Source organism: Pedococcus sp. P2_E5, from assembly GCF_056403895.1.
In genome coordinates this window covers 29945-47173 of record NZ_JBFUEP010000013.1, presented here as the reverse complement: position 1 = coordinate 47173, position 17229 = coordinate 29945, and the positions used below count along the sequence as shown (strand labels likewise).

14 protein-coding genes and 1 pseudogene are annotated in these 17229 nt (G+C 69.9%); 6 read left to right on the top strand and 9 right to left on the bottom strand.

The genetic code is table 11. The annotated features are described in order from the left end of the window. The first annotated feature begins 112 nt into the window (after nt 1-112). Complete coding sequence (locus AC1DVZ_RS06140; RefSeq protein ID WP_477617294.1) at nt 113-1276, top strand: ROK family protein; 1164 nt, start codon at nt 113-115, stop codon at nt 1274-1276. Between the two features lie 211 nt (nt 1277-1487). Next, the gene (locus tag AC1DVZ_RS06135; protein WP_477617293.1) at nt 1488-3428 is read left to right on the top strand and encodes a sialidase family protein; all 1941 of its coding nucleotides are present in this window, start codon (nt 1488-1490) and stop codon (nt 3426-3428) included. 126 nt (nt 3429-3554) lie between these two features. Here the strand turns inward: AC1DVZ_RS06135 and AC1DVZ_RS06130 are convergent, their stop codons facing one another. Both AC1DVZ_RS06130 and AC1DVZ_RS06125 read right to left on the bottom strand, forming a co-directional pair. Further along, nucleotides 3555-3911 (bottom strand): nuclear transport factor 2 family protein, encoded by a 357-nt coding sequence (locus AC1DVZ_RS06130; protein ID WP_477617292.1) that lies wholly within the window; start codon nt 3909-3911, stop codon nt 3555-3557. A 33-nt stretch (nt 3912-3944) separates the two neighbouring features. Then, entirely contained in the window at nt 3945-6179 is a 2235-nt protein-coding gene (locus AC1DVZ_RS06125) for an MMPL family transporter (RefSeq protein WP_477617291.1), read from the bottom strand. Nucleotides 6180-6359: 180 nt separating this feature from the next. Between AC1DVZ_RS06125 and AC1DVZ_RS06120 the strand changes: the two genes are divergently transcribed. Then, nucleotides 6360-7739, top strand: coding sequence for a pyridine nucleotide-disulfide oxidoreductase (locus tag AC1DVZ_RS06120; RefSeq protein ID WP_477617290.1), 1380 nt, complete (start codon nt 6360-6362; stop codon nt 7737-7739). A gap of 72 nt (nt 7740-7811) precedes the next feature. Here the strand turns inward: AC1DVZ_RS06120 and AC1DVZ_RS06115 are convergent, their stop codons facing one another. Together AC1DVZ_RS06115 and AC1DVZ_RS06110 are read right to left on the bottom strand one after the other, a co-directional pair. Next, the gene (locus tag AC1DVZ_RS06115; RefSeq protein WP_477617289.1) at nt 7812-8435 is read right to left on the bottom strand and encodes an FMN-binding negative transcriptional regulator; all 624 of its coding nucleotides are present in this window, start codon (nt 8433-8435) and stop codon (nt 7812-7814) included. Between the two features lie 158 nt (nt 8436-8593). Next, a pseudogene (locus AC1DVZ_RS06110) lies at nt 8594-9505 on the bottom strand (DMT family transporter); the annotation flags it as partial. Here AC1DVZ_RS06110 and AC1DVZ_RS06105 point away from each other — a divergent pair. Beyond that, complete coding sequence (locus AC1DVZ_RS06105; protein WP_477617288.1) at nt 9504-10916, top strand: aminotransferase-like domain-containing protein; 1413 nt, start codon at nt 9504-9506, stop codon at nt 10914-10916. The pseudogene AC1DVZ_RS06110 and the gene AC1DVZ_RS06105 sit on opposite strands and share 2 nt — an antisense overlap. A 37-nt stretch (nt 10917-10953) precedes the next feature. Beyond that, nucleotides 10954-11799 carry a DUF3626 domain-containing protein gene (locus AC1DVZ_RS06100; RefSeq protein ID WP_477617287.1) on the top strand — a complete coding sequence of 282 codons (846 nt, stop codon included), beginning with the start codon at nt 10954-10956 and terminating at the stop codon, nt 11797-11799. Between the two features lie 107 nt (nt 11800-11906). Here the strand turns inward: AC1DVZ_RS06100 and AC1DVZ_RS06095 are convergent, their stop codons facing one another. The 3 genes from AC1DVZ_RS06095 to AC1DVZ_RS06085 all read right to left on the bottom strand — a co-directional run bounded on the left by AC1DVZ_RS06095 (nt 11907) and on the right by AC1DVZ_RS06085 (nt 13456). Further along, nucleotides 11907-12098, bottom strand: a complete 192-nt coding sequence (locus AC1DVZ_RS06095) for a hypothetical protein (RefSeq protein WP_477617286.1) — start codon at nt 12096-12098, stop codon at nt 11907-11909. Between the two features lie 48 nt (nt 12099-12146). Continuing rightward, complete coding sequence (locus tag AC1DVZ_RS06090) at nt 12147-12791, bottom strand: nucleoside/nucleotide kinase family protein (RefSeq protein ID WP_477617285.1); 645 nt, start codon at nt 12789-12791, stop codon at nt 12147-12149. An 83-nt stretch (nt 12792-12874) separates the two neighbouring features. Further along, nucleotides 12875-13456: a DUF6584 family protein gene (locus tag AC1DVZ_RS06085; protein WP_477617284.1), complete on the bottom strand. Its 582-nt coding sequence runs from the start codon at nt 13454-13456 to the stop codon at nt 12875-12877. A gap of 183 nt (nt 13457-13639) precedes the next feature. Here AC1DVZ_RS06085 and AC1DVZ_RS06080 point away from each other — a divergent pair, with 183 nt between their 5' ends. Further along, on the top strand, nt 13640-15517 hold the full coding sequence (locus AC1DVZ_RS06080; RefSeq protein WP_477617283.1) for an acyl-CoA dehydrogenase: 1878 nt from the start codon (nt 13640-13642) through the stop codon (nt 15515-15517). Between the two features lie 192 nt (nt 15518-15709). On the opposite strand, the gene AC1DVZ_RS06075 is transcribed toward AC1DVZ_RS06080, so the two are convergent. Together AC1DVZ_RS06075 and AC1DVZ_RS06070 are read right to left on the bottom strand one after the other, a co-directional pair. Further along, the gene (locus AC1DVZ_RS06075; protein ID WP_477617282.1) at nt 15710-16495 is read right to left on the bottom strand and encodes a CHAP domain-containing protein; all 786 of its coding nucleotides are present in this window, start codon (nt 16493-16495) and stop codon (nt 15710-15712) included. Nucleotides 16496-16731: 236 nt separating this feature from the next. Next, nucleotides 16732-16989, bottom strand: coding sequence for a DUF6458 family protein (locus tag AC1DVZ_RS06070; RefSeq protein ID WP_477617281.1), 258 nt, complete (start codon nt 16987-16989; stop codon nt 16732-16734). Nucleotides 16990-17229: the final 240 nt, after the last annotated feature.

The following is a 17229-nucleotide window of genomic DNA, read 5'->3' as shown; positions in this document are numbered from 1 at the left end:
GTATTATTTTCACCACGGAACTTAGTTGGTGTCAATAGGCACTTGCGGGGCACTTGACTCGCTGCATTAACATCATCCTGAAATGAAGGCCACGGGCGGAGAGGGGAGCGACATGGCAGTCACCGACGGGCTCTGGACGGGCGCCGCCGGTAGTGGCGCGCTCGACGGCCTGGCCCGGGACCTGGCGCTCACCGTGCTCATCCACGGCCCAATCTCACGGCGGGAGCTGGCCGACCGGCTCGGCGTGTCAGCACCGACCCTCACGCGGCTCAGTGCACCCCTCGTGGAACGCGGGCTGCTCGTCCCGGCCGACGAGCCCGTCTCGGGACGGCTGGGCCGGCCTGCGCGACCCCTCGACATCGCTGCGGGAGCGCACTCCTTCATCGGCGTCAAGCTTGCCGGCGACACGATCCACGCAGTCCGCACCAACTTTCGAGCCGAGATCCAGGCCGCCGCCGACGCACCCCTGCCATCACAGGATCCAGCCGAAGTCATGGACATCATCCACGACCTGCTCCCACGACTTGGTGCGACCCACGACATCAGCGGCCTGGGCATCTCCCTCGGCGGGAGCACCCCCGACCACCGGCGGGTGACGAGAGCGCCCTTCCTGCACTGGACGGACGTGCCCTTGGCGGATCTCGCCACCGAGCGCCTCGGCCTCCCCACCGTCATCGAGAACGACCTCGTGGCGCTCACCGTGGCGGAACAGTGGTTCGGCGACGGTCGCGACGTGGACAGTTTCGCCATCATCACCATCGGTGCAGGCGTGGGGTACGGCCTCGTCATGCACCGACGCCTCGTCACGAGCCCCGATGCCGGAGTCGGGCTGGTCGGTCACTTCCCCGTGGATCCGGACGGACCATGGTGCGCCGACGGCCACCGCGGTTGCGCGGACACGATGCTCAGCCTGACCGGCGTCACGGCGCAGGCTGCGCTGGCCCTTCGGCGGGACGTGACCTACGACGAGGTGATGCAGCTGGCCCACGTCGGCGACCCCGCAGCGGCAGCCATCGTGAACGCCTCCGCGAGGGCGCTGGGACGGCTGGTCTCAGCCGTGGCCAACCTGACGATGTGCCAAAGGATCTTCCTGTCTGGCGAGGGAATCGAGCTCGCGGTCGCCGGTCGGACGGCACTGACGGAGGGCATACAGCGCGACAGGGACCCGAACGCCGACCCTGTCGACCTCGTCATCCAGCCCTACGACTCCGACCTCTGGGCCCGAGGCGCCGCCTCCGTGGCCATCCAGCAGTTCGTCCTCTCCGAGCCGCTCTGATGAACGCCGTGGGTCGCCCGAAGCCTGCCCTCGTCGTGTGATCGTTGCAGTCACCAACGGAAGCCTGTCTCTGCATGCGCCACGGGCGGTTTGAGGCTGACTGCGCCTTTTGGTGGAAGTGGTCGCGGGTAACTGGGAAGACGATGGCGGGTGTGCGCATCCGTACACCGACGGCATGGCAGGCCCGACCGGGTGCGCGTTGGGAGGCGTCATGGCGTCCAGAACTCTCCTGGCCGGTGTCGCCGTCGTCGCGACGGTAGCCCTGGTCAACGTGGCCCCCGCGGAGGCGCGGGATCGGCCATTCTCCACCTTCCGCATGGTCGTCCGCCCGGTGCTCGATCCGGGTGACGGCGGGAGCACGACGGGAGGCAGCGGGCAGTTCAGCAAGGTCGCCATCGAGCAGTACCGCTGCAACGTCGCAGCCGGGGCCGCGTACGGCTCGCCGGCTGGTGCCATGGACATCTCGTGCAACGACACCGAGCCCTACCGGCAGGACTTCAACCCGGACAACGAGCTCGCGATCGCGGTGAACCCCAAGGTGCCGACGCACCTCCTCGCGGGATCCAACGACTACTTCTACCGGTTCAACAACTCCACCGGTGTGCGGCAGGCACTGGTGCCGACCGGGTTCTTCACGTCGATGAATGCAGGGGCGACGTGGGTGGACGGTCAGGTCCCGCTCCGCAGCGGCAACGGTGCTGGAGACCCGTCGCCGGCCTTCGACGGCAAGCTGTCCGGCAGCACCGCCGCGACTGGGTGGGCGATGATGGCGCAGCTGGAGAACACCGGTGGCCAGGGCGGCCCCTACGTGTCCCAGGGTGACGTCTCCGTCAGCTGGTCCTCCGACGGAGGGATCACGTGGAACGAGCCCGTGACCGTGATGAAGGGCAAGGGAACAGGCATCGGCCCGGCGAACAGCGCCCTGTTCTTCGACAAGGAGTGGCTGACCGTCGACAACTACCCGGCCTCCCCGCACTACGGGCGCGCCTATCTCGTGGCGGCGCGGTACCTCAACGGGCTCCACGGCTCGTACGACGAGTCGCCCGTCTACTTCGCCTCCTCCGACGACGGTGGCCAGACCTGGTCGGACCCGAAGGAGATCTCGGGTAGCAACCCACTCTGCAGCGCGCAGAGCGCTGGACCGGCGGGTGAGTGTGACGAGGACAGCTTCCCGATCCCGGAGGTGGCACCGAACGGTGACCTCGTCGTGCACTTCGCCACTGGCAACATCGACGCGGCGTGGGAGACGGCCGGCGAGTACGAGCAGACCTTGCTCGCGGTGAAGTCCACCAACGGCGGCGCCACCTTCAGCGCCCCGGTCGTCATCGCCCCCCTCGAGGACGGTGCGGCCGACACCCCGTGGAGCGTCATCGGGCGACAGACCGTGACGGGCCACCAGATCCGGTGGCAGTCTCCGGGCACCATCACCGCCGACCCGACGAACGCGCAGCACTGGGCCGTCGTCTACAACGACAACGCCGCCGGCGTGCACGACAACGCCCCGGCCAGCTGTCTGAACGACGTCCCGGGTGAGGCGCCGGACTACAACCCGTGCGGTGCTGTGACCGACACGAACATCTACCTGGCCGAGAGCTGGAACGGCGGGGCCTCGTGGACGCCACGTATCACCCTCGACGGTTCCGCGGGCGACCAGTGGTTCCCCTGGGCGGACTTCCGCTCCGATGGCTCCCTCGCCGTGGCCTACGACTCCAACGAGAACATCGCCGACCCCGGCGCTGACCGCGACGACACGTTCAACCACGTGTTGCTCACCGTCGCGCCACGGACGTCCGCCGGTGGGCCCGCTGTGGTCACCGGCCGCGAGGTGCTCGTGCCCAACGGTGCTGGGCGTCAGCCCACGGAGCAGGTCGACATCTCGGTGACGCACTGGGCAGGGCAGTACGTGCCACCGAGCGCCTGGCCCCGAGTCTGCGGCCCGGACGGCTACACCGACCCGCCGGTCACGGATGCGACCGGCAAGGACTGCAACGTGTTCGACGGCGACTACACCGGTCTCGTGGTCGGCTCCGACGACCGCGTCAACGTGGTCTGGACCGGCTTGAACCGGTTGGCCACCTCGCCCCAGATCGACGCCTACACAGGGCTCCCGCACGACGGGTACGCCCAGGACGCCATGTTCGCCCGGAGGTAGGCAGCACCGGCGAGAGGGGCTGTGCCTGGTCGGTGTCTCGGCACAGCCCCTTCGGTGCGCGATGACCACGCTGTCGGTCGTCCGACCACGGTCAGGAGACGCGCCAGGCCCAGCGCCCGAGTGCCTCTACTCGGATGTAGGCATGAACTGGGCTATGTCACCGTAGGCGCGCATGGCGACGATGCGGTCACCCTCGAAGTCATAGGCAACGCAGTAGGGGATCCGGGCCCCGTCGCCCCCGCCAGCACAGGACCCCTCGATGTAGGCAACGCCGTCGGCGACCGCGAGTTGACGGGTCCTCAGATCCGACATGCGAGCGTGCAGGCCGTTGATGGCCTGCTCGACTGCTTGGGCGCCGCTCACCTCGGCGTCGTCCTGGATCGTCGTCCACGTCACGTCGTCGGTGAAGAAGGCCCTGAAGTGACCGGTCTCCAGTGCGTCGAAGTAGGCGCTCAGGACCTGCCTGGTCTCATCGGTCGACATTCCGAGCTCCCTCCTCCGGCGCGACCCGAGCCTCTAGCGGCTCGGCTCGGCGGCCCGCTCCTCCTGGTCCGCGGCCTCTTGAGCGACCGCCGCGCCCTTGAGCTTTCGCGGCCACGCGCTGAAGTCGCCCAGCAGCGTGAGCAGCGCCGGCACCAGGATGGTCCGCACGACCAGCGCGTCGATGAGCACGCCCAGCCCCATGACGAATGCCAGCTCGCGGAACTGCCGCAGCGGGATCAGCGCAAGCATCCCGAAGCTCGCCGCCAGGGTGATGCCGGCCGCGGTGATGGCGCCGGACGTCTCCGGGATCCGCTCCGCGATCGCCTTGCGCAGCGTCGTGTGGTTGGCCCGGGTCCAGACGTGACCGACCCCGTAGATGTTGTAGTCGGAACCCAGGGACAGGAGCAGCACCGAGGCCGCGAAGGGAACGTAGAACGCCACACCCTCGTGGCCCAGCCGGTCCTGGAAGACCAGCGTGAGACAACCCAGCGACGCCGCGAGGGCAAGCACACTGCAGGCGAGCAGCAGCACAGGCGCGACGACGGCACGCAGGAAGACCATGAGCAGGACCAGGTTCACGAGCAGCACCGCGACCGCGATCCGGCGAAGGTCGGCATTGGTCGCTGCCACGAGCTCGCTGGCCACGGCGGTGTCTCCCGCCAAGCCAAATCGGGCGCCCTCCAGCCCGGCCCGCTGCAGCAGTCCTGGCATGGCCGACGACAGGTGGTTCAGGTCGCGGATCGCCGTGGGCCCCAGGGGGTCGTGGTCGAGGATCACGAGGAGCCGAGCGGCGTCGCCACTCTTGGTCACCAGGGCACCCCGCACCACCTCGTCCGGCAGCGCGTTGGGGCTCAGGACACCGGCAACCCCCGGCTGCTTCCCCAGCTCCTGACCGAGGCGGGTGAGCTTGTCCCGGTCGGTTCCGACGCCGCTGCCTTGGAGCAGCAGCTCGGTCGGCCCGACGATCCCGGGCGCGAAGCCCGAGGACGCCGCCTGCGCGGCCACGTGCGGCTTGCTGTCGGCGGGGAGCGAGGCGACGAAGGAGACGCCCAGGTGGAGGCGCCCCGCGTCGACGGAGAGCGCCGCCAGCCCGAGCACGCAGGCCCCTCCGAGGACCAGCGCCACCACCCTGACGGTCAGCACCCGGGCGGCAGCACGCGCCAGACGGAGGTTGCGGCTCCGCTTCGGCCGGGTCGGCCAGAACAGCGCGCGACCGAAGATCGCCATGAGCGCCGGCAACAAGGTCAGCGAGACGACGACCGCGGACAGCACCGACAGCGACAGCACTGGTCCGAACGCGCGGAAGAAGCCCGACTTCGCCACCAGCATCGCCGCACTGCCGGCCGCCACCGCGATCCCGGCGACCAGGACGATCCGGCCGGTCTGTGAGGCCGAGGCCTTGGCCGCAGTCAGCTTGTCCAGGCCATCCTCGAGGCCGGTGCGCATGCTGGAGAGGTAGAAGATGGCGTAGTCCGTCACGATGCCCAGCACCAGCGCGAGCACCAGCGGCTTGAGCTCCTCGGGCGCACCGCCCTCCACGAACCCGCCGGCGTAGTTGGTGACGCGGACGGCCAGGAAGTACGACGCCGCAGCCGTCACCAGCGCCACGAGCGGGGCGACGACCGAGCGGAACTTGAGGGCGACGATCCCGATGACCGCCACCAGCGTTGCGCCCTCGAGCAGCAGCAGGTGGTCGTAGAGGATCTTCGACTGCGCCAGCTGCGCGGGAACCGTCCCCGTGACCCCCACGAGGTGGTCATCGGGCTGGTTCACGTGCTGCTGGCCGAACCTGCCCGCGGCGGCCACCTCGTCGCCGAAGGTCGTACCCGGTTTGGTGAAGACGTAGCTCAGGGCCGTGGTGCCCTGCTCCGACGACGACGGGAAGGCGCCCTGGGTGTTGGCGATGGGCACGACCGCCACGATGGGGCCGACGTCACCGATCGTGCGCTTGGCGACGGCTACCGCGCGCTGGACCACTCGCTGCTGCGCTGCCTGCGACAGACCCTGCTCTTCCCGTTGGACCAGCAGGGTGCGCGACAGGACCGGGAACCCGAAGGCCTTGGCCGACGCGGTCTCCGTCGCGATGGCGCGGCTGTTGGGTGGCGCGAACCCGCCCAGGTCCGCGTTGGGGGTGGTGGCCGGGAGCCACACGGCGGCCGCGATCGCGCCGGCCGCCCACCCCACCACGACGAACCAGCGGAGCCTGACCACCAGCCAGGCGTAGATCCTGGCGAGCGAGCCGGCCTCGGACTTGCGCCACGACCTCATTGATCAGCCTTCCGTGTATGGAGAAGGACTATCCCACTTCTGGGTTCGGCACATCCCGGGGCGTGCCAGCGGCCCCGCTGGGGCCCACCTCGGTATGCCGCGGCGCGAAGGCGCGCTCGCACGACATACCCCCCATGCGGTCCATAGACGCGCCGCCCGGGACCGTGGCAGCGTGGATTCATGATGCGCACTATCGACGCTGACTATCTCGTCGTCGGGGCCGGTGCCATGGGGATGGCATTCACCGACGCGCTCATCGACCACGCCGACGTCCGCGTGGCCCTGGTCGACCGTCGCCACGGCGTCAGCGGGCACTGGCTCGAGGCGTACCCCTTCGTGCGCCTGCACCAGTCCTCCGCGTTCTACGGCGTCGCCTCGACCCTGCTCGGGGGAGGCCAGCTGCAGCAGCGTGGTCCCGAGGCGGGTCTTCAGGAACGAGCCACCCAGTCGGAGATCTGCGCCTACTACGCCCGCATGCTCGACCGGATGGTGGAGTCGGGCAAGGTGGAGTTCTTCCCCAACTGCGAGTACGTCGCCGACCGCGGGGTCGTCTCGCGCATCTCGGGTGAACGGTTCGAGGTGCCCGAGGGGTGCCGCATCGTCAACGCCCACTACCTGGCCCCCAGCATCCCTGCGGAGAAGCCGGCGCCGTTCGACGTCGCCGACGACGCCCGGGTCCTGCCGGTCAACGACCTGGCGCGACTGGACGAGGCTCCGAGCCAGTACGTCGTCGCCGGGTCGGGCAAGACCGCGACGGACGCCTGCATCTGGTTGCTGTCACGCGGTGTCGACCCCGACGCGATCTGCTGGGTGCGGCCACGCGACCCGTGGATGATCAACCGGGCCGTGGTCCAGCCGAATCCCGCGATCTTCCTCGGCATGGCCGCCGACACCATGCAGGCTGCGGCCGAGGCGACCTCGCTCGACGACCTGTTCCTCCGACTTGAGGCGGCCGGCATCATGTTGCGGATCGACACCACGGTCCTGCCGACGATGGCCAAGGCCCCGACCCTCGCCATGTGGGAGCTCGAGCAGCTCCGCACCCTCGAGAACGTCGTCCGACGCGGGCACCTCAAGACGGTCGACCGGGGGAAGCTCTCCTTCGCCGACGGATCGGTCGCCGTCGCGGAGGACGCCCTCGTCGTGCACTGTGCGGCGGACGGGTTGAAGTACCCACCACTCGTTCCCGTCTGGCGTCCCGAGGACATCACCCTGCAGGCGATCAGGGCCGGCTTCCCGTGCTTCGGGGCGGCACTCGTCGGGTACGTCGAGGCAACCCGCGATGACGACGACGAGAAGAACCGGCTCTGCCCGCCGTCGCCCTACGGCAACTCGATGGCGGAGTGGGCGAAGATGAACGTCCTGGGCACCCGGGCCGGCATGTCCTTCATGGCCGAGCAGGACATCAGGGAGTGGTGCAACCAGGTCTGGCTCAACCCGGCGCGGATCCCGCCCGGACAGCCCGCATCGGCGGAACTGGACGACGCCCGCCAGCGCCTGGCGACGCACACCGGTCCCGGGCTGGCAGGGTTCGCCGGGCTGGCCGGCCTCGCCGGCTGAGGTGATCGGGTACCGGAGTCCAGAGCGGCGGGTACCGGCAGTCCTGAGCGGCGGGTACCGGCAGTTGGCGACCTAGGACCCCGTCGCCCGCATCTGGCCGGCCACGGCTTCAGCCTCGCGAGAGTCCTCGTGCAGCAGGCCGTCCACCACACCTGCCCGGTCCTCGTCGGAACGGTTCTGGCTGAGCTTGGCCTTGGCCTCCACCCGCTCGACGGAGATCTCGACACCCACGATCGCCCGCAGCTGTCCCTGGAGGTACTTCTCCGGCGCATCGGCGCTGCGCCACGGCGCTTCCCGGTGACCCTCGTGCCGCTCGACGAGCTCGTCCACGGCTCCGCGGACCCACGCGGGGTCGTCGTGCACCGTCGCCCGCCCGCTGAGCTGGACCACCGAGTAGTTCCACGTGGGCACGACCCTGCCGTGCTCGGCCTTGCTGGCGTACCAGGACGGCGAGATGTAGGCCTGCGGACCGGTGACGACCAGCAGGACAGGCTCATCGGCGCCGATGGCCTTCCAGTGCGGGTTCGCGCGCGCCAGGTGGGCGATGACGGTGTCGCCGTGCCAGACGACTGGGAGCAGGGTCGCCAGCGGGTACCCGTCCGGGCCGACGCTGACCAGCTGCGCCGAGCCGATCTCCGCGACCATCCGGCGGATGGCCTCGGCGTCGTCCAGGGCGTTGAAGTGCGGGACGTACATGGGCGTCAGTCTCCCTCCTCCACGGCCCGTCCGCCCGTGGCCACGACGCGCCCCCAGCTGGTATGCCGGCCGGCGGCCACCGCGGGGTCAGCCGGCACCACCGGGACGGGCACGGCGGGGACGGGCATGGCGGGGACGGGCACCGCCCGCTCTCCGCCGAGCCGCACCCGGACGGCAGCACCGGCGCACAGGACGACGACCAGACCACCGACGATCGTGGTCCAGGTCAGGTCCTCCCCCAACAGCAGTCCCGCCCAGGCGATCGACAGCACCGGCTGGACGAGCTGCACCTGGCTCACCTGGGCCATGGGTCCGATCGCCAGGCCGTGGTACCAGGCGAAGAAGCCCAGGAACATGCTGACGACGCCCAGGTAGGCGAACGCGGCCCACTGCGCCGTGGTCCCCGACGGTGGTCGCTGGGACGCGGACAGCGCCGCCAGGAACACCATGAGCGGCGAGCAGAGCACGAGCGCCCACAACACCGTCTGCCACGCGCCGAGCTCGCGCGCGAGCAGGCCGCCCTCGGCATAGCCGATCGCCGCAGCCACGACCGCGCCGAAGAGCATCAGGTCCGACCACCGCAGCTGGCCGAGGCCACCCCACTGGGCCGACGCGAAGCCCATCGCCGCGACCGCGCCCACCACGGCGATGACCCAGAAGACCACCGGCGGACGCTCGTGACCGCGGAGCACGGCCATCGTCGCGGTCGCAGCCGGCAGCAGCGCGATGACGACGGCCCCATGGCTCGCGGGTGCGGTCGTCAGGGCGAACGACGTCAACAGCGGGAAGCCGACGACCACTCCGCCGCCCACGACCGCGAGCCGCACCCACTGGCGACCACGCGGCATACGTTGGCGGGTCATGGCGAGAGCGGCGCCGGCCAGCACGGCCGCGACCACCGCACGACCCGACCCGATGAACAAGGGAGAAAGCGCACCGACCGCCACTCGCGTGAAGGGGACGGTGAACGAGAAGGCTGCTACTCCGACGAGGCCCCACATCAACCCCGCCAGCGGCGCGGAGGGTACCGCGGTGCGAGAAATCAGAGTAGCGCTACTATGCTGCGTCATGGACAACGATAGCAGTTCGCGGATTGCTGCGACCCTCCGTGACTGGATCGCGAGCGCTCCGCCCGGTGCGCGCCTGCCTTCGACGCGGGCACTGGTCGACCACCACCACGCCAGCCCGGTCACCGTCCAGAAGGCCTTGCGGGAGCTCACGACGCAGGGGCTCGTCGAGGCCCGGCCCGGAGTGGGGACCTTCGTGCGGGCGGTCCGCACGGCACGACCCTCGGACTACGGCTGGCAGACGGCCGCGTTGCGCGCCCCCCAGTCGCGCGGCCAGGCCGTCTCCACCGCCATGCGCAGCGCGCCCAACGACGTCATCGCCCTGCACTCCGGCTACCCCGAGCGGGAGCTGCTGCCGGAGCGGCTCGTGCGGGCGGCCCTCACCAGGGCGGTGCGCGGCGACACGGCCACGTCGCGACCCCCGGCGGCCGGCCTCCCTGACCTGCAGTCGTGGTTCGCGCACGAGCTCGGCGCCGCGAGCCCGGTCGGCGTCACGCCACCGGCCGCGAGCGATGTCATCGTGCTGCCCGGGAGCCAGAGCGGGCTGAGCTCGGTGTTCCGCGCGCTCGTGGCCGGCGGACAGCCAGTGCTCATGGAGTCGCCCACCTACTGGGGTGCCATCACCGCCGCAGCCCAGGCCGGGGTGCGGGTCGTCCCGGTGCCGTCCGGATCCGACGGGCCAGATCTGGACGAGCTCGCGCGGGCGTTCGAGGAGAGCGGGGCCAGGGTGTTCTACGCGCAGCCCAACTACGCGAACCCCACCGGCGCGCAGTGGTCGACCGAGCGCGCCGAGCAGGTGCTCGACGTCGTCCGCGACCACGGCGCGTTCCTCGTCGAGGACGACTGGGCGCACGACTTCGGCATCAGCACGACCCCTAGACCCGTTGCTGCGCATGATGATTCGGGACACGTGATCTACCTGCGCTCGTTGACCAAGAGCGTGTCTCCGGCGCTGCGCATCGCGGCCGTCATCGCTCGCGGGCCGGCGCGGGAACGCATCCTCGCCGACCGCGGAGCCGACTCGATGTATGTCAGCGGCCTCCTCCAGGCGGCGGCTCTCGACGTGGTGACCCAGCCCGCGTGGCAAACCCACCTGCGCAGCGTCCGCGACCAGCTCCGAGCCCGCCGTGACCTCCTGCTCGACAGCCTCCACGAGCACGCCCCGCAGGCCCACGTCGAGCACGTGCCGAGGGGCGGCCTCAACCTGTGGGTCCGTCTCCCGGACGGGACGGACCTCGAGCGGCTCGCGGCGGACTGCCAGCGCGACGGCGTCCTCATCGCCCCGGGGACCGAGTGGTTCCCGGCCGAACCCGCGGGGGCGTACCTGCGGCTCAACTACAGCGGGCCCAACCCGGCCGCCTTCCCCGACGCCGCCCGGATCCTGGGCACCGCGCTCGGCCGCCTCGGCGCCTAAGGGAACCGCCGGAACCAGACCGTGAGAGGGTCTGGCCATGCGTGGTCTGTCGCCGTGGGCCGAGGCTGCCGTGGCCCACGTCCAGGCAGGGGCGCTCGGTGCGCCCATCGACCCCGCACTGCGCGTGACGCTGAACTTCCACCCCGACCGCCAGCATCGCGGCATACCGATCTTGCGGGCCATGGCGCGCGACGGGCGCTATCGCAACCAGTTCGAGACGGGCACCGGCAACGGCGGGCTGACGGCGCACCCCGGCGGCAACCGGTGGGTCTGGGAGCAGCGCATCTTCGGCGGCGCTTACGACGACGCCCCGGCGCAGGAACGGCCCAAGTACGGAGCCCTCAACCACCGGCGGAGCCCCGTCGGTGGCGCGCCACGCTTTGGTTCGGCCCACCTGCGACTCGCGGCCCACACGCTCGCGCGCACCACCTTCTGCTACCCCGACTCGGTGTACCAGCCCGAGCACTTCGGCACCGCGACCCACCTCGACCTCACGCCCGCCGCCGACTACGACTGGGAGACGGGGACGACCGAAGACCTCGACAACTACGTCGAGGCTCACGTCCACGGCATCATCGACCTGGCCACCGACGTCGAGGCCCTCGTCCTCGACCCGGTCTTCCGGGGGACCTCGGTCGAGTCGGACGCGGAAGGGTTGCCGTGCGAGGTCGAGTGGCACGGAGGCTTCCGGCTCGACCTCGCGATCGTCCGCGCCAACCCCGAGTACCGCGGCGCCCACATCGTCGATGTCGCCGAGCAGGTCGCCGTCGACAGCCACCTCGACCCGGCGGTCATCGGCGCTGCCGTCGCCAGTGGCCGCCACGACCCGCAGGACGTCAAGAAGGTCTGGCACCACCTCGCGCGTTTCGGCAGCCCCGGCTGACCCGGCCCGGTCCAGCAACCTTTGCCAGCACAGGTTGCTGGAGGGCGGACAGGTTGCAACGTGTCCACGAACGAGCAACCTGTGCTGGGTGAGCCCTCGCGTGCGGGTCAGGCGGAGCGGCGCAGGGCGGCGACGGCAGGCAGGTCGTCGAGCGCCGAGAAGACAGCCGTGTCGCAGACCGTGCAGCAGAAGCCGCCGGGCAGGTCGTCGATCACGGGCACGAGGATCCGCTCGCCCTGGCACTCGTCACACCAGGCCTGGACCGCGTGCAACAGCAGCACATCCGAGGTGTTGTCCATGGGTCGAGAGTGACAGGAGCCACCGACAGAGGGGCGCACCCACGCCGACTACTCGCGCCGAGAATTCGCGCGGGCCAGTTGCCCGGCTGGCACCAGGAGGGGCTGGGCCAGGTCGGTGTTGTCGACGACGACGTCGGCCCGTGACCAGGGGGACCGCTCGGCGAAGTAGAGCCGCTGTCCCTCGACATAGCGCCGCAGCTCGAGGTGGGAGGGATCCGGAGGCGACCCATCGCGCACAGCCATCCGCGCTACCGAGACCTCGAACGGTACGTCGACGAACACGGTGAACTCGAAGCAGCCCTCCAGCTGGGCCCGGTGCAGGAAGAGCCCGTCGACCACGACCACCACACCCTCGGGAGCCTCGACGAAGTCCGTCCGGAGCACCTCGTCGGTGCGCACGTCGTGCCCGGCGGGCCGGAACCGCCGCGAGCCCCCGGGTCCCAGCGGACCCAGGGCCTCCTGGACCAGGCGCGGGTAGTCGTACGAGTCCAGCCAGAAGCCCTCGGGCGACTGCCGGCCCCGGGCATGGCGTTCCGCTCGTACCCGGTGCCACCCGTCGACGGAGAACTCCACCACCGGACGACCCTGCTCGCGCAGGGCCGAGGCCAGCTCGGCGGCAAAGGTGGTCTTTCCCGCACCATCGACGCCGTCGACCCCCACCCGCACACAGTCCGACCCGACGGGCGCAGGCACGCGGGCAGCCACCTCGGCTACGAGTGCCTCCCGCACGCTGGTCCCTGCGAGGGACCCGGGCCCTGCCCCGAACCCCGAACCCATCAGCCGGGGACCAGCCAGCCCAGGAGGGTCACGAGGCCGATGACCGCACACACCACGAACAGCCCGGCCAGCGCCACCGCGATGACCGTGGCCGCATCCGGACCACCTTCACCGGAGGAGCCGTTGGCCGACCCCGCAGCCCCCGACCCCGCGCCCCCCGATCCAGCGCCCGGCGGCCGCGGGGAGCCGGTCGAGGACACGGGCGTGTTGGCCTGCTCAGCCCGTCGCCGCAGCGCGTCCACCCGCTTGTTGCCCTCCTGCTCGCGCACCGACCGGGGCAGGCTGCTCCACATCTGGGCGAAGTGGTCGCCATGGCGTTCCCGCCAGGCCTCGACCGCCTCGTCCACGTCCTTGCCGCGTCGGGCGGTGCCGAACCAGGCAGCGCCCGCCGCCGGTAGGTCACGCATCGCGTAGTTGACCTCGCCCAGCAGCTCCAGCGCCTCGGCGTCGAACTCGCCCGCCAGGTGACCCACGAGGCGCTCGCGCGCCTTCCACTCCCGCCCGGCGTCGAGGTCGGCCCGGGCGCGGACGACCGCGTTGCTCGGCTGGCTCGAAGGCTGCGTCTGGGGTTCCTCGGTCACACCACGTGAGTATGCCGTGCCCGTCCCCGCGCGCCGCGTCAGCGGGGGCACCCGGCATACGTCATCCGTTTGGTGGGGAATCCCACAGAGGGGTTGCAATTGTTACCCACCGGTAGCACCATGGAAGTTACCGGCCGGTAAGGGTCGGTCGACCACAAGTCATCACTCGGAGGGTTCCCCGACATGGGCCACTACAAGAGCAACCTGCGCGACCTGGAGTTCAACCTCTTCGAGGTCTTCGGCCGCGGCGACGTGCTGGGCACCGGCCCCTACGCCGATGTCGATGCAGACACCGCCAAGGAGATGCTGAAGGAGGTCGCGCGGCTGGCCGAGAACGAGCTGGCCGAGTCGTTCGCCGACGCCGACCGCAACCCGCCGGTCTACGACCCCAAGACCTACTCGGTGACCATGCCCGAGTCGTTCAAGAAGAGCTACCAGGCCTACGTCGACTCCGGGTTCTGGAACATCGACGTCCCGCGCGAGCTGGACGGCACCGTCGCCCCGCCGAGCCTGAAGTGGGCCATGAACGAGATGGTGCTCGGCGCCAACCCGGCGATCGCCATGTTCGCGGCGTCCTACTCGTTCGCGAACTTGCTCTACATCCTGGGCAACGACGAGCAGAAGAAGCTCGCCCACTGGATCGTCGAGAAGGGCTGGCACTGCACGATGGTGCTGACCGAGCCCGACGCCGGCTCCGACGTCGGCGCAGGGCGCACCAAGGCCAGCGAGAACGCCGACGGCACCTGGAACGTCACCGGGGTCAAGCGGTTCATCACCTCCGGCGAGTCCGACATGACCGACAACGTCATCCACTTCGTGCTGGCCCGCCCCGAGGGCGCCGGCGAGGGCACCAAGGGTCTGTCGCTGTTCATCGTCCCGAAGTTCCAGATCGACCTCGAGACCGGTGAGCTCGGCGAGCGCAACGGCGCCAACGTCACCAACCTCGAGCACAAGATGGGTCTCAAGGTCTCGACGACCTGCGAGATCACCTTCGGCGACAAGGAGCCGGCAGTCGGCACCCTGCTCGGAGACACCCACGACGGCATCGCCCAGATGTTCCGCGTCATCGAGCACGCGCGGATGCTGGTGGGCACCAAGGCCATCTCGACGCTCTCGACGGCCTACCTCAACGCTCGGGACTACGCCAAGGAGCGCGTCCAGGGCGCCGACCTGACCCAGATGAACGACAAGGCCGCGCCCCGCGTGACCATCACGCACCACCCGGACGTGCGTCGCTCACTGATGACGCAGAAGGCCTATGCCGAGGGCCTCCGCGCGCTCGTCATGTACACCGCGACGCAGCAGGACATCGTCCACCAGGCCTTCCTCGAGAGCGGCTCCGAGGAGCTCGCCGAGGGCTCCCCCGCCGAGATCGCCAACCGGGTCAACGACCTCCTGCTCCCGATCGTCAAGGGCGTCGGCTCCGAGCGCGCCTGGGTGCTGCTCGGCACCGAGTCGCTGCAGACCCTCGGCGGCTCCGGCTTCCTGCAGGAGTACCCGATCGAGCAGTACATCCGCGACGCCAAGATCGACACGCTCTACGAAGGCACCACCGCGATCCAGGGCCTGGACTTCTTCTTCCGCAAGATCATCAAGGACAAGGCACAGGCCCTCTCGCACGTGGCCCTCCAGATCCAGGAGTTCGCCAAGGACCTCGGCGCCAGCGGTGGGCGGCTCGACGCCGAGCGCGAGCTGCTCGGCACGGGCCTCGAGGACGTCCAGGGCATCATCGGCTACATGGTCGGCGAGCTCATGAAGTCCGACCCGCGCCAGGAGGGTGGCGAGCTGTCCAACCTCTACAAGGTCGGCCAGAACACCTCGCGCCTGCTCCTGTCCGCCGGCGACCTCGTCATCGGCTGGCTGCTCCTGCGCCAGGCGGCCGTGGCTGCCAAGGCCCTTGAAGGAGAAGGGGTTTCGGCCAAGGACCGCGACTTCTACGAGGGCAAGATCGCTGCCGCGTCGTTCTTCGCGCGCAACGTGCTGCCCAAGATCGCGGCCGAGCGCGCGATCGCCGAGGCGACCGACAACGCCCTGATGGACGTCCCCGAGTCCGCGTTCTGACGCATCCCCCCGCGCGTTTCCCAAAGCAGCGGTATGCCGGGTGGTCCCGGCACGACCGAAGGGCTGGCTTCCCCTGGAAGCCAGCCCTTCGGCATACCTTGCTCTGTGGTCCCGCCCACCCCTCCGGGGCCGAGCGCACGGACCTAGTTCGGATCAGCTGGACACTTGGATGTCGCGCTATCCCGCTATCCGCTACCGCGGGAAGCGGATGAAGTCGCTGAACTGCTCGCTGCCGGTGCCGCGGGCGGCCTTGCGGTAGCTGTAGGTGTCGGAACGCACGTGGTTGTACTCCTCCACCATGAAGCTGCCGTCGCTGTTGACCTTGGCAACGTAGGCGACGTGGCCCCAGGTGCCGCTGCTGCGGACGGCGATGTCACCGACCTTCGGGGACTTGTAGACCGGGATGCCGGCGGCGCGGGCGGCGTCGTCCCAGTGGTTGGCGTTGCCCCAGTGCTGGCCCCTGTAGGAGTTGGAGAATCCGACGCCGAGGTTGTGGCGGACGCGCCACGCGGCGAACGAGGTGCACTGACCCTTGTAGAAGTTCCACGGGTCGACGCCCGAGGTGGCGCCGCGGTAGGGGTAGTCGTCCTTGATCGCACCGGACGGCGTGGTCGTGGGCGGGGTGGTGGTGCCGCCGCACTTGGGGGCGACGAAGCCGTCCCGACCGGTGTAGACGTAGGCGTCCGAGACGAACTTGCCGGTGCCGATCTTGTCCCAGATGTTCGAGGTGCCGTAGGTGCCCCTGACGGTCGAGCCGTAGGTCTGGCACCTGATGGTGACCTTCGTGCCCTTCGGGATGGTGGTCACGGCGCTGTAGGACGTGCCCGGACCGGAGCGGACGGTGAGGCTGGCGGCGCTGGTCCTGACGGTGCCGGTGGCGGCATCGGCGATGGCCGCGCCCCCCGCGACGACGGACAGGCCCAGGGCGCCGGCGAGGGCCATCCGGACCGGCTTCTGGCTGAGCTTGAGGGTGCGCATCTCGTTCTCCTGCATCGTTGTTGGGAACTGGGCCATCCCCTTCGCGGGACCGGCTGCTGACAACGAAGCTAGGAACGAACGCGACCGCCGTCGATGGGGAGGACTACCCCGGCGCGAGGGCTACGCACGAGCGCTGGGAGGGGAGCTCTCCCCTGGGTCGTGAGGCATGACAAGGGCGGCACCGGATCGCTCCGGTGCCGCCCCTGTCGTGGATCGGGTGATGCAGGTGGTGCGGGTCAGGCGCGCGGGTCGACCTCGACCTCGTCGACCTGGGTGCCGGTGGCCGGGTCTGTGTGGCTCACGCGCCGCGACGAGTAGCCGGCGCCCGTGGTGGTGCGGCGCGTGACGATCAGCGACAGCAGGATGGCCAGTACGCCTGCGGCCATGCAGATCCAGCCGATCATGCCGAGGTTGACCACGTCGGTGGACGCATTGAGCGCGAAGGTCAGGATCGCGCCGACGACGATCAGGAAGATGCCGACTCCGATGTACATGCTCACTCCTGGGGGGATTGCGGGTACTTGTCACCCGTTGCCCTGACTCTACCGGCGAAAGGCCCCTGACCTGCGACAACGCCTCGCGTTCATTGCAGGTGGCCGCCTCCTGGCGGATGCCGGAGATCATGGCCGCCTCGCCAGCTCTGCGGACGGGTCGGGTCACGTGACCTGACCACCTTTCTGGCCACCCTTCTGTGGATTGTGCTTGTGTTCGAACATGTGTTCGACTATAGTTGC

Excerpts from the sequence above, each read along its gene's own strand:
- AC1DVZ_RS06075 (WP_477617282.1), bottom strand. The coding sequence starts at position 16,495 with ATGCGCACCCTCAAGCTCAGCCAGAAGCCGGTCCGGATGGCCCTCGCC.
- AC1DVZ_RS06105 (WP_477617288.1), top strand. The coding sequence starts at position 9,504 with ATGGACAACGATAGCAGTTCGCGGATTGCTGCGACCCTCCGTGACTGG.
- AC1DVZ_RS06140 (WP_477617294.1), top strand. The coding sequence starts at position 113 with ATGGCAGTCACCGACGGGCTCTGGACGGGCGCCGCCGGTAGTGGCGCG.
- AC1DVZ_RS06080 (WP_477617283.1), top strand. The coding sequence starts at position 13,640 with ATGGGCCACTACAAGAGCAACCTGCGCGACCTGGAGTTCAACCTCTTC.
- AC1DVZ_RS06135 (WP_477617293.1), top strand. The coding sequence starts at position 1,488 with ATGGCGTCCAGAACTCTCCTGGCCGGTGTCGCCGTCGTCGCGACGGTA.
- AC1DVZ_RS06130 (WP_477617292.1), bottom strand. The coding sequence starts at position 3,911 with ATGTCGACCGATGAGACCAGGCAGGTCCTGAGCGCCTACTTCGACGCA.
- AC1DVZ_RS06100 (WP_477617287.1), top strand. The coding sequence starts at position 10,954 with ATGCGTGGTCTGTCGCCGTGGGCCGAGGCTGCCGTGGCCCACGTCCAG.
- AC1DVZ_RS06070 (WP_477617281.1), bottom strand. The coding sequence starts at position 16,989 with ATGTACATCGGAGTCGGCATCTTCCTGATCGTCGTCGGCGCGATCCTG.
- AC1DVZ_RS06095 (WP_477617286.1), bottom strand. The coding sequence starts at position 12,098 with ATGGACAACACCTCGGATGTGCTGCTGTTGCACGCGGTCCAGGCCTGG.
- AC1DVZ_RS06120 (WP_477617290.1), top strand. The coding sequence starts at position 6,360 with ATGATGCGCACTATCGACGCTGACTATCTCGTCGTCGGGGCCGGTGCC.
- AC1DVZ_RS06125 (WP_477617291.1), bottom strand. The coding sequence starts at position 6,179 with ATGAGGTCGTGGCGCAAGTCCGAGGCCGGCTCGCTCGCCAGGATCTAC.
- AC1DVZ_RS06115 (WP_477617289.1), bottom strand. The coding sequence starts at position 8,435 with ATGTACGTCCCGCACTTCAACGCCCTGGACGACGCCGAGGCCATCCGC.